At 71.1% G+C, this 11,104-nt stretch carries 10 protein-coding genes; 2 read left to right on the forward strand and 8 right to left on the reverse strand.

From position 1 onward, the window contains the following. The 6 genes from DVA66_RS11295 to ffh all read right to left on the reverse strand — a co-directional run. A partial coding sequence (locus DVA66_RS11295; protein ID WP_198671682.1) for a glycosyl hydrolase occupies positions 1–1,688 on the reverse strand: 1,688 nt, incomplete at its 3' end. Continuing rightward, positions 1,685–3,016: a Gfo/Idh/MocA family oxidoreductase gene (locus tag DVA66_RS11300; protein WP_232821909.1), complete on the reverse strand. Its 1,332-nt coding sequence runs from the start codon at positions 3,014–3,016 to the stop codon at positions 1,685–1,687. The genes DVA66_RS11300 and DVA66_RS11295, both read right to left, overlap by 4 nt. A gap of 85 nt (positions 3,017–3,101) precedes the next feature. Then, complete coding sequence (locus DVA66_RS11305; RefSeq protein WP_114560181.1) at positions 3,102–4,019, reverse strand: carbohydrate ABC transporter permease; 918 nt, start codon at positions 4,017–4,019, stop codon at positions 3,102–3,104. Then, entirely contained in the window at positions 4,012–4,968 is a 957-nt protein-coding gene (locus DVA66_RS11310) for a carbohydrate ABC transporter permease (protein ID WP_114560182.1), read from the reverse strand. The genes DVA66_RS11305 and DVA66_RS11310 overlap by 8 nt, the downstream gene beginning before the upstream one ends. Positions 4,969–4,971: 3 nt before the next feature. Beyond that, positions 4,972–6,279: an ABC transporter substrate-binding protein gene (locus tag DVA66_RS11315; protein ID WP_114560183.1), complete on the reverse strand. Its 1,308-nt coding sequence runs from the start codon at positions 6,277–6,279 to the stop codon at positions 4,972–4,974. Positions 6,280–6,434: 155 nt separating this feature from the next. Beyond that, on the reverse strand, positions 6,435–8,051 hold the full coding sequence (ffh, locus tag DVA66_RS11320) for a signal recognition particle protein (RefSeq protein WP_114560184.1): 1,617 nt from the start codon (positions 8,049–8,051) through the stop codon (positions 6,435–6,437). A 128-nt stretch (positions 8,052–8,179) separates the two neighbouring features. On the opposite strand from ffh, the gene DVA66_RS11325 reads away from it, so the two are divergent. Continuing rightward, entirely contained in the window at positions 8,180–8,539 is a 360-nt protein-coding gene (locus DVA66_RS11325) for an ArsR/SmtB family transcription factor (RefSeq protein WP_232821910.1), read from the forward strand. After that, entirely contained in the window at positions 8,536–9,024 is a 489-nt protein-coding gene (locus tag DVA66_RS11330) for an SRPBCC domain-containing protein (protein WP_114560186.1), read from the forward strand. Before DVA66_RS11325 ends, DVA66_RS11330 begins: the two co-directional genes overlap by 4 nt. Before the next feature lie 59 nt (positions 9,025–9,083). Here DVA66_RS11330 and DVA66_RS11335 read toward each other — a convergent pair whose 3' ends face one another. Together DVA66_RS11335 and ftsY are read right to left on the reverse strand one after the other, a co-directional pair. Continuing rightward, positions 9,084–9,986, reverse strand: coding sequence for an HNH endonuclease (locus tag DVA66_RS11335; protein WP_114560187.1), 903 nt, complete (start codon positions 9,984–9,986; stop codon positions 9,084–9,086). A 49-nt stretch (positions 9,987–10,035) separates the two neighbouring features. Beyond that, positions 10,036–11,104 (reverse strand): signal recognition particle-docking protein FtsY (gene ftsY, locus DVA66_RS11340; protein ID WP_114560188.1); only part of this gene is annotated, 1,069 nt, incomplete at its 5' end.

The raw sequence follows: 11,104 nt of genomic DNA on the forward strand, positions 1-11,104 counted from the left end.
CCGCCGACGCCGACCGGGCTGCCGACCCGCAGCACCGTCCCGCCGCCGTCCTGCACGGCGGTCAGCCAGGCGTGGGTGCGCTCGGGGACGGTGGTGGTGGCCGGGACGACGACCACCGGGTAGCGGGCCGGGTCGAGCCCGTCCAGCACCTCGTCGTCGACCAGGTCGTAGTCCAGACCCTGCTCGCGGACGGCGGCGGTGACCTCGGCGGGGACCCGCCGGGCGGTCTCGCGCCAGGCGTCCAGCGAGCCGCCGGTGGCGCTGCCCATCCCGGCCAGCACGTCGGTCAGCGGCACGTAGACCGCGACGTCGGCCACCGGCTCGCCCTGGCGGAGCAGCCAGCTGAGCCGGCTGAGCGCGCGGACCAGCCCGGGCATGGCCGGCCACCAGGGGTTGCGGTCGTCGTAGGCGCCGGCGGCGTAGAAGAACCAGCCGAGCCCCGGTGCGTCGGGCGGGGAGTAGGGCCAGCCGTGCCCGATCAGCTGGTTGACGCCGTTGAGCAGGTGCTCGTGGGCCTCGCCCTGCAGGTCGAGCGGGGTGGCACGGAAGGACGGCGAGTGCAGCCAGGTCCACACCTCGGCCGAGACCACCGGCCGGTCGTACCGGTGGGCGGCCGAGGACGCCCACCGGGTCTGGGTGAGGCGCTTCCAGCCCCAGCCCTCACCCTCGAAGAGGTCGGCGAAGCGGAAGCTGGCCACGGTGGCCGGCGGGACCCCGTAGCCCTGCAGCCGGAACGGCACGCCGCGCCCGGCGGCCCAGCGCTGCACGACGGCGACGAAGTTCTCCTCGTACAGCTCGACCAGGGTGCGGTGGTAGTCCGCGCGCACCGCGGCGGTGGCCGGGTCGGTGGACAGCAGCGCGGGCAGCACGGGCAGCAACGGGTAGCCGCGGCGGCGCTCGAACTCCTCGGGCAGCGCCGGGGTCCAGTCGGCGGCGTAGACCTCGAGGCTGTCGCAGAACACCGAGCCGACCAGCGCGGGGTCCACGGCTTCCAGCAGCGGGTCGCCGAAGGCCTCGAGGTGACGGCGGGTGGCGTCGGCGCTGTAGTGGTCGAGGACGGGGCCCTCGGCGCCGGCGGCGGCGCGCTTGACGTTCTGCCCGGTGGGTTCGGACCAGACCAGCAGCACCTGCCGCGGCCCGCGCCCGTCGGGCACCCGCACCTCGCCGTCGGTGACCGGCAGCGGGGTGTAGACGTCCGGGGTCTCCTGCTCCGAGCCGTCGCCGAGGTAGGCCGCCACCAGCTCCTCGCCCGGCCAGGGCGAGGTGGCGCCGATCCGCAGCGGTCCGGGGGTGATCTCCCGGCGGTCCCAGCGCAGCCGGCGCGCGGCCAGGGCGGTGTCGATGTGCGGGCCGCCGAAGGACCAGCCGGTGCCCAGGGTGAGGTCGAAGCGCAGGCCGAGCTCACGCGCCCGCTCGGCGGCGAAGCGCAGGTCGGCCAGGAACGACTCCGACAGCAGCGTCGTGGTGGCCGGCTCCAGCGGGTAGACGTAGGCCACCTCGACCCCGCCCAGACCGGCGGCGGCCATCGCGGTGAGCTCGCGGTCGAGCTCGGCCCGCTCCACCGCCGGGCCGAACCACCACCAGCGCATCATCGGCGCCGCCTCGCGCGGCGGGTCGGCGAGACCGGCCCGCAGCCGCTGGACCTGCTGCTGCGGGCTCCCGGCGCCGGCCGGCTCCGCGGCGGTCACCGGCTGAGGTCGACGCCGAGCCCCAGGTCCTCGACCCGGACGGCCTGGCCGGTGCGCAACGACTCGTTGCCGGCCATGCCCACCGCGATCGAGCGGACCCCGTCCACCCAGGTGGAGGGACGCTCCAGCGGGTCCTCGCCGGCGCCGCGGAAGACGTCGGCCAGCAGCAGGGCGTCCCCGCCGCCGTGCCCGCCCTCGCCCTGCACGATCTCGATCTCCTGGGCGGCCTCCCAGTGCCGCTGCAGGGTGAGCCGCTCCCCGCCGTGGCGGCCGGAGGAGGCCGGCAGGGCGCTGGGGTCGACGGTGGTGCCGCCGGCGTCGTCGAGCAGGACGGCAGCCCGCTCGACCACCTCCAGCTCGGCCCGGCCCTCGGTGCCGTTGACGTAGATCCGGTAGCCCTCCCACGGCGCGTGGGCGTTGAGGGCGTAGCTGAGCACCGCGCCGCGGCTGTAGTCGACGACCACGGCGAGGTTGTCCTCGGTGGTGACGCCGGGGCCGAAGACGTCCTGGTCGCGGTGGTAGCCGTCGTGCTGCTCGTTGTCGAGGTAGAGCGCCTTGAGCCGTGGGTCGGTGCGCAGGTCGAGCTCCCAGGGGCTGTGCTCGCCGTCGTGGGTGCCGCGCGGCGGGCGCGGCGCCAGACCGCGGGCGTCGGCGTTCTCCGCGCCGTAGAAGCGCACCCCGCCGCGGGCGTAGACCTGGGTCGGGGCGTCGGCGAGCAGCCAGTTCACCAGGTCGAAGTGGTGGGAGGCCTTGTGGATCAGCAGACCGCCGGAGTTCTTCTTGTCGCGGTGCCAGCGCCGGAAGTAGTCCGCGCCGTGGGCGGTGTCGAGGATCCACTCGAAAGTCACCGACAGCGGCGTGCCGATCGCGCCGTCGCGGATCAGCTGCTTGAGCCCGGAGTTGCGCGGGGAGTAGCGGTAGTTGTGGGTGACCACCACGTCCCGCCCGGTGCGGGCCACGGCGTCCGCGATGGCCCGCGCGCTCTCCGGGTCGATGGTCAGCGGCTTCTCGACCACGACGTCGGCGCCGGCGTCCAGGCTGCGCACGACCAGCCCGGCGTGGGCGTGGTCGGGCGAGGTGACGACGACGCGGTCGGCCCCCGTGTCGGCGATGGTCTGCTCCAGCGCCTCCGGGCCGCCGGTCACCACCGAGGAGACGTCCAGCCCGGCCGCCTCGAGCCGGGCCCGGTGGTGCTCGACCCGGCCCGGGTTGGGGTCGAGCAGGGCGACCAGGACGGCGTCGTCCCGGTGCGCGCCGGCCATGGCGTCGAGGTACATGTGGACGCGGTGGCCGGTGCCGACCACCACATAGCGTCGGGGGAAACCCACAGGACAACCTTTCGTTCGTTCGCCGACCCGGGACGGGGCGAGGCAGCGGGAGGCGGCGGTCACGCGGACCGCCGCCTCCCGTGCCTCACTTGCCGCCGGTGGTCGCGATACCGCGGATGAGGAACTTCTGGCCGAACAGGAAGACGAGGAACATCGGGACGAGGGTGACGATCGACATCGCGAACATCGCCCCCCAGTTGCTGCCGCTGGTGGCGTCCAGGAAGGAGCGCAGGGCCAGCGGCACCGTGTACTTCGTCGGGTCGGTGAGGTAGATGAGCGGGGTGAAGAAGTCGCTCCAGGTCCAGATGATGGTGAAGATGGCCGAGGTGGCCAGCGCCGGACCCATCAGCGGCAGCATCACCCGGGTGAAGATCTGCCAGTGCCCGCAGCCGTCGATGCGCGCCGCCTCATCCAGCTCGCGCGGGATGCCGCGGATGAACTGGACCATGAGGAAGACGAAGAACGCGTCGGTGGCCAGGAACTTCGGCAGCACCAGCGGGATGATCGTGTTCACCCAGCCGAGCAGGTTGAAGATGATGTACTGCGGCACCACGATGACGTGGATCGGCAGCATGATCGTCACCAGCATGATGGCGAACCACAGCGTGCGGAGCCGGAACTTCAGCCGGGCGAACGCGTAGGCCGCGAGCGAGCACGAGACGAGGTTGCCCACGACCGCGCCGACCGTGACCACCAGCGAGTTGAACAGGTAGACGTGGAACGGGCTGCCGAGGGCGAACCAGCCCTCGCTGTAGTTCTGCACGAACAGCTCGTTGAGCCAGAGCCCCGGGGTGCGGAAGATGACCTCGGTGGGCCGGAACGAGCTGACCAGCAGCCACAGCAGCGGGTAGATCATCACGATGCTGGCCAGGATGAGCATCAGGTGCTTGAGCAGCGACCGGGCGATGCGTCCGCCGGAGGAAACGGCCTGCTGCGACCGCGGTGCCGGCTGCTCGGTGCGGGCCGGGGTGGCGGGGAGGGCGGCGGTGTCGAGGTCAGTCATCGTAGAACACCCAGAACCTTGAGAGCAGGAAGTTGACGGCGGTGAGGGCCCCGACGATGACGACCAGGAGCCAGGCCATCGCCGCGGCGTAGCCCATCTCGAAGTTGCCGAAGCCGCGGTCGTAGAGGTACAGCGTGTAGAACATCGTCGAGTCCGACGGGCCACCGGTGCCGTTGGAGACCACGAACGCCTGGGTGAAGGACTGGAACGCCCCGATCACCTGGAGCACGAGGTTGAAGAAGATGATCGGCGAGAGCAGCGGCAGCGTGATCCGGATGAACCGGGACCACCGGGTCGCCCCGTCGACCGCGGCCGCCTCGTAGTACATCGCCGGGATCTGGCGCAGACCGGCGAGGAAGATCACCATCGGCGAGCCGAAGGTCCACACGTGCAGCAGGATGATCGTCCACAGCGCGTAGCTGGGGTCGGAGACCCACCCGATGGTGGCGTCCACCCCGAGCAGCCGGAGCAGCTGGTTGACCAGGCCGTCGGTACCGAACAGCTGGCGCCACAGCAGGGCGATGGCCACCGAGCCGCCCAGCAGCGAGGGCAGGTAGAAGATCGAGCGGTAGAACGCCAGACCCTTCATGCCCTCGTTGAGCAGCAGCGCGATGCCCAGGGCCACCACCAGCTGGAGCGGGGTGCCGACCACCACGTAGATGAAGGTCACCCGCAGCGCGTTGTGCAGGCGGGGGTCCTCCAGCATCCGGACGTAGTTCTCCAGACCCGTCCACTCCGGCGCCTGGATGAGGCTGTAGTCGGTGAACGACAGGTACAGCGAGGCGATCAGCGGACCGATCGTGATGACGACCAGACCGACCAGCCAGGGCAGCAGGAACAGGTAGCCGGCGAGGTTGTCGCGGCCCGCCTCCTTGCGGCGGGCCGCCTTCTCCTCCGGTGTCCTGGCCCTGCTGCCCTTGAGGCTCGTCAGCTCGAAGAGCGCACTCATCCCTCAGACCTTCAGGTTGGAGGTCGCCTCGGTGTAGAAACCGTTGGCGGCGTCGGCCGGGGCGGTGCGGCCGAACAGCATGTCCAGCTGGTAGCGCTGCATGATGTCGCCGAGCTCACCACCGCCGGGCGGCGGGGCGATCGGGGTGGTGCCCAGCTCGGGCTCGATGTCGGCGATGAACGTCGCGACGGCCTGCTGGTCCTCCGACAGCTCCGGGGTGATGCGCTCGCGGATCTCCAGGTTGGCCGGGATGCCGCGCTCGGCCAGGTTGGCATCGGCGCTCTCCGGCGAGTTGACCCACCAGCTGATGAGGGCGACCGCCGCCTCGGGGTGGCGGGTGCGGGCCGAGGCCGACCACAGCATCGACGCCTTGTACCAGGCCTGCCGGTCGGTGGCCTGACCCGTGGTGCTCGGGTAGCGCAGGATCGCCATGGTCTTGCCCGAGGACTTGTTGACGGCCTCGACCTGGTTGGACCAGTACTGCGCCATGGCGCTGTTGCCGACGACGAAGTCGCCCTGGTCGAGCGGCTTGGTGGCGCCCTCGCTGATGCGGGCCGCGTCGGGCAGCGCACCGGAGTCGACGAAGGACTTCATCAGCTCGAACCACGGGATGACGTCCTCGACGGCGAAGCCGAGACCCTCGGGGGTGAACAGCTCCTTGCCCTGCTGGCGCAGGTACGCGCTGAGCAGGACGTCGTTGAAGATCGAGTCCGAGCCGAAGGAGCCGCTGCCCAGCTTGGCGCTGAGCTCCTCCGCGATCGCGCCGTACTCCTCCCAGGTCCAGGTGGTGTCGTCGGGCATGTCGACACCGGCCTCCTCGTAGAGCTCCGGGTTGGCCAGGATCGTCGGGGTGTTGATGCCGGCGTTGACGCCGTACAGCTTGCCCTCGATGCGACCCGAGTCGACCGTGCCCTCGGCGAACTTGGAGACGTCGACGCCGTACTCCTCCAGGTCGAGCAGGGCACCGCGGGTGCCGTACTCGGAGATGTAGGCCATGTCCATCTGGATGATGTCGGGCGCGGTGTTGCCCGCGGTCTGGGTGGCGAGCTTGTCCCAGTAGCTGGCCCACTCCCCCGGCTGGGGCGAGATGGTCACATTCGGGTTGGCCGCGGTGTAGGCGTCGATGGCGGCCGTGGTGTTCGCGTTGCGCACCTCGTTGCCCCACCAGGCGAAGGCCAGCTCCGCCGACCCGTCCGCGTTGCCGCCGCCGCCGCCGCTGCCGGAGCCGCCGCACGCGGCGAGCCCACCGGAGCCGGCCACCGCCGCGAGACCGCCTGCTGCGGTCAGGAACTGCCTACGGTTGACAGCCATCTCTTTCCCCTCGTCGTTGAACTGAAAGAACTCGGATGACGGTAGACGCAAGCGCTTGCTCTGTCTACTGAATCGTCTCAATCGTTATCTTGGGTCGCCGCCCGGACGACCCTCTCGCACCGGACGGCCCGTCGTCGGACCGCCCGGCCAGCGCGTCAGCGCTTGTCGAACATCTTGCGCAGCTCCGGCGGCAGGTCGAAGTCGGCCATGGACTGCTGGCCGTCCTGCGGCGCCTGCGGGAGCTGGCCGAAGGCGGCCGCGCCGTCGGCGGCCGGCGCGCTGGGACGTCCCTGCTCGCGCCGCTTGGCCGGGTTGCCCGAGACGCCCTTGCCGGCCTTCTTCCGCTTGGCCTGCTGCTTGCCCTTGCGGGCACCCCCGCCCCCACCGGCCCCGCCGGGCAGACCGGGCACCGGCGGCATCCCGGGCATGGCGGGCATCTTGCCGCCGGCCAGCTGGCTCATCACCTTGCGGGCCTCCATGAACCGGTTGACCAGGTTGTTGACGTCGGAGACCTCCACCCCGGAGCCGCGGGCGATCCGGGCGCGACGCGAGCCGTTGAGGATCTTCGGGTCGTCGCGCTCGGCCGGCGTCATCGACTGGATGATCGCCTCGATCCGGTCGACCTCGCGCTCGTCGATGTTGGCGATCTGGTCCTTCATCTCCCCCATCCCCGGGAGCATCCCGAAGATCTTGGAGAGCGGGCCCATCTTGCGCACCATCTGCATCTGCTGCAGGAAGTCGGCCAGTCCGAAGTCGCCGCCGCCCTTGCTCTGCAGCTTGGCCGCGGCCTTGGCGCTCTGCTCGGCGTCGAAGGTGCGCTCGGCCTGCTCGATCAGCGTGAGCACGTCGCCCATGCCGAGGATGCGGCTGGCCATCCGGTCGGGGTGGAAGACGTCGAAGTCGGTCAGCTGCTCGCCGTTGGAGGCGAACATGATCGGCCGGCCGGTGACCTTGGCGATCGACAGCGCCGCACCACCGCGGGCGTCGCCGTCCAGCTTGGTCAGCACCACGCCGTCGAAGCCGACGCCCTCGGCGAAGGCCCGGGCGGTGTTCACCGCGTCCTGGCCGATCATCGCGTCGACGACGAAGAGCGTCTCCTGCGGGCGGACCTCGGCCTTGATCGCCGCGGCCTGTCGCATCAGCTCCTCGTCGATGCCCAACCGGCCGGCGGTGTCGACGACGACGACGTCGTAGAGCTTCTGCTGGGCGTGGTACATCGCCCGGCGAGCCACCAGCACCGGGTCGCCGGTCGGCTGGTCGGTGCCGCCGGCGGTGGTCACCCCGGGCTCGGGGGCGAAGACGTGCACCCCGGCGCGCTCGCCCACCACCTGCAGCTGGTTGACCGCGTTGGGGCGCTGCAGGTCGGCGGCCACCAGCAACGGGGAGTGCCCCTGTTCGCGCAGCCAGCGACCGAGCTTGCCCGCCAGCGTGGTCTTGCCCGCGCCCTGCAGGCCCGCGAGCATGATGACCGTCGGCGGCTTCTTGGCGAAGCGGATGGTGCGGGTCTCCCCGCCGAGGATGGTGACGAGCTCCTCGTCGACGATCTTGATGATCTGCTGGCTCGGGTTGAGCGCACCGCTCAGCTCCGCCCCCCGGGCCCGGTGCTTCACCGCCCCGACGAACTCCTTGACGACCGACAGGTTGACGTCGGCCTCGAGCAGGGCGATGCGGATCTCGCGGCAGGTGGCGTCGATGTCGGCCTCGGTCAGCCGGCCCTTGCCGCGCAGCGACTTGAAGGCCGAGTTCAGCCGGTCCTGCAGGGTGTCGAACACGTGGGGATTCCTCAGGTCGGGCGGGTGCGTCAGCGGCCCAGCGTACCGCCCGGGCTCCGGGTCCGACGGGCTTGCGGCCGCGTTCCCCACCGTTGACACGTGACCATTTGGTCACCTATCTTCGCTGTGTGGATGACGACCTCGTGTTCAGGGCGCTGGCGGACCCGGTCCGCCGGCTCCTCCTGGACGCGTTGTTCCAGCGGGACGGGCGCTCGCTCGGCGAGCTGGAGGCCGTCGTCAACGAGCACGTCGAGATGACCCGGTTCGGGGTGGCCAAGCACCTGCGGCTGCTCGAGCAGGCCGATCTCGTCGTGGCGCGCAAGCAGGGACGGGTGAAGGTGCACCACCTCAACCCCGTCCCGATCCAGCAGATCCACCAGCGGTGGATCGGCAAGTACACCGAGCGGGCCGGCGTGGCGTCGGTCCTGCTCGACCTCAAGCACCACATCGAGAACCCGGCACCAGAACCAGACGAGGACGAGTCATGAGCGCACCGCTGACGCAGGTCTACAGCATCTACATCCAGGCCCCCGCCCAGAAGGTGTGGGAGGGGATCACGCAGTCCGAGCACACCAGCCGGTGGGGCTACGGCGGCGACGTCGAGCTCGAGCCCACCCCCGGCGGCGTCTACCGCAACCTCAGCACGCCGCAGATGAAGGAGATGGGGATGGGCGACGTGGCCATCGAGGGCCGCGTGGTCGAGGTCGACCCACCGCACCGGCTGGTCCTGGACTGGACGCCCACCTGGCGCCCCGGGATCGCGCCCACCCGCGTCACCTGGGAGCTGACGGAGTACCCCAGCGGGCTGACCCGGGTGGTGCTCACCCACGACGTCAGCGCCGCGCCCGAGCTGGCCGAGGAGGTCTCCGGCGGGGGCGACCCCGAGCAGGGTGGCGGCGGCTGGCTGTGGAGCCTGTCCGGGCTGAAGACGCTGCTGGAGACCGGCCGGTCGATGGACGAGCCGGCCGCCTGAACGGGAGCCGTGTGCGCCCTGGTGGGATCGATCCTCACCAGGCGCACCGGTGCTCGGAGTCAGCCGATCCGGGACAGAAACTCGTTGTAGCGGATCTCCAGCCGTGCTTCGTCGGGACGCGCAGAGCGCTCTCGCGGCGTCTCGAGGCGCAACCCGTCCAGCTCCTGGATGCCGTGCCGGAGCATCGGCCCGTCGATCTCCACCAACACGTCCCTACGCACCGCGATCTGCAGGTCCGGTCGGACGCCGATGAGGTGTTGGTCGAAGGCGGCGTGGTGGATCTTGCACAGAGACAATCCGTTGGGCACGACCGCCTGACCGAGCTCGTGCCGATCGGCGAGGATGTGGCTAGCATCCAGCAGGTTGACGTGCCGCAGGTGGCACATCGCGCACCGACGCTGGTAGGCGGCCAGGACGCGGGCCCGGAAGATCGGCTGGTGCAGCCGCCGCTGCGTCACCTGCTGAGCCCATCGACGGATGTCCTCGAGTGGCTCAGTGTGCGCGGCACCCAGGATCATCCGCTGTTCCCGGTCGAGAGCAACGACGAACTGCAGATCCTGGGTCTCCTCCGCAACGAGCCGCACCGGATAGATGGGCAGGTAGCGCCCGCTTTCCACCCCGACGAACCAGATCAGGTCGAGCTGGGCTCGCATCGCCGCCCTGAGCGCCCGGTTCTCCGCCTGCTCTGGGTCGTCACCACGCATCTTGTAGCGGAGCAACCCGTCCAAGCCCTCCTGGTCGGCGTACGGCGGCGTCTTGTCAGGCGCGGTGTACACCGTCCGGAAGGACAGTGCTGCGGAGAGCTGCGAGGGCTTACGGATGCCGCGTGAGTAGTCGAGGAGCGGGATCCTCATACCGCGGAAGGTGAAGCGGGCGACGTCCTCGTAGCCGACGTCCTCGCCGATGCTGTCGAGAAAGCGCATGGCCTCGGTTCGCAGCGCGACTTCGTAGGCCACATCCATGCGCTGAGCTTGGACCCGCCACGGGATGCCGTCAACCAAGCGGGCCGGCTCAGGCCTCTGACAGCACCGCGTCGACGAACTGCTCGGCGTCGAAGGGTGCGAGGTCGTCCACACCCTCGCCGAGGCCGATGAGCTTGACCGGGACGCCGAGCTCGCGCTGCACCTGGACGACGATGCCGCCCTTGGCCGAGCCGTCGAGCTTGGTGAGCACGATGCCGGTGACGTCGACCACCTCGCGGAAGATCCGGGCCTGGGTCAGCCCGTTCTGGCCGGTGGTGGCGTCGAGGACCAGCAGCACCTCCCCCACCGGGGCGGTCCGCTCGATCACCCGCTTGACCTTGCCCAGCTCGTCCATCAGCCCGGTCTTGGAGTGCAGCCGGCCGGCGGTGTCGACGAGCACCACGTCGACCTCGCCCTGCTGACCGGCCCGCACCGCGTCGAAGGCGACCGAGGCGGGGTCGGCCTGCTCGGCCCCGCGCACCACCGGGACGCCGACCCGGCTGCCCCAGGTCTCCAGCTGGTCGGCCGCCGCGGCCCGGAAGGTGTCGGCGGCGCCCAGCAGCACGTCCTTGTCCTCGGCGACCAGCACCCGGGCCAGCTTGCCGACGGTGGTGGTCTTGCCGGTGCCGTTGACCCCGACCACCAGCACCACGGCGGGCACGTGGGCGCCGTTGGCGTCGGTGCCGGGCTCGGTGGCCAGGCTGCGGTCCATGGTGGGGTCGACCAGCCGCAGCAGCTCCTCGCGCAGCACCCGGCGGGCGGCGGCGGGGTCGGCGACCCCCTCGACCTTCAGCCGGTTGCGCAGCGCCTCCACCAGCTCGGTGGTGGGGCCGACGCCGAGGTCGGAGGTGATGAGGGTGTCCTCGAACTCCTCCCAGGTGTCCTCGTCGATCCGGTCCCGCGCCAGCAGCGCGAGCAACCCGCGGGAGAGCGCGTTGTCCTGCCCTGCGAGCCGGCGCCGGAGCCGGGTCAGCCGGCTCTCCGGGGCCTCCGGGACGTCCAGCGGCGCGGGGGCGGGCTCGACCTGCGTGTCCGGGCGCGTCTCCGGGGGTGCCGCCGTGCCCGGCGCCCGGTCCTCCCGCTCCTGGGGCGGTGCGGTGGCGGTGCCGCCGGCCGGG

Origin of the sequence: Desertihabitans aurantiacus (assembly GCF_003344635.1) — a bacterium.
Lineage (GTDB): Bacteria > Actinomycetota > Actinomycetes > Propionibacteriales > Propionibacteriaceae > Desertihabitans > Desertihabitans aurantiacus.

What these genes read in the sequence shown, in the direction of transcription:
- DVA66_RS11310 (WP_114560182.1), bottom strand. Translation starts at nt 4,968, where the DNA reads ATGAGTGCGCTCTTCGAGCTGACGAGCCTCAAGGGCAGCAGGGCCAGG.
- DVA66_RS11335 (WP_114560187.1), bottom strand. Translation starts at nt 9,986, where the DNA reads ATGGATGTGGCCTACGAAGTCGCGCTGCGAACCGAGGCCATGCGCTTT.
- DVA66_RS11330 (WP_114560186.1), top strand. Translation starts at nt 8,536, where the DNA reads ATGAGCGCACCGCTGACGCAGGTCTACAGCATCTACATCCAGGCCCCC.
- DVA66_RS11305 (WP_114560181.1), bottom strand. Translation starts at nt 4,019, where the DNA reads ATGACTGACCTCGACACCGCCGCCCTCCCCGCCACCCCGGCCCGCACC.
- DVA66_RS11315 (WP_114560183.1), bottom strand. Translation starts at nt 6,279, where the DNA reads ATGGCTGTCAACCGTAGGCAGTTCCTGACCGCAGCAGGCGGTCTCGCG.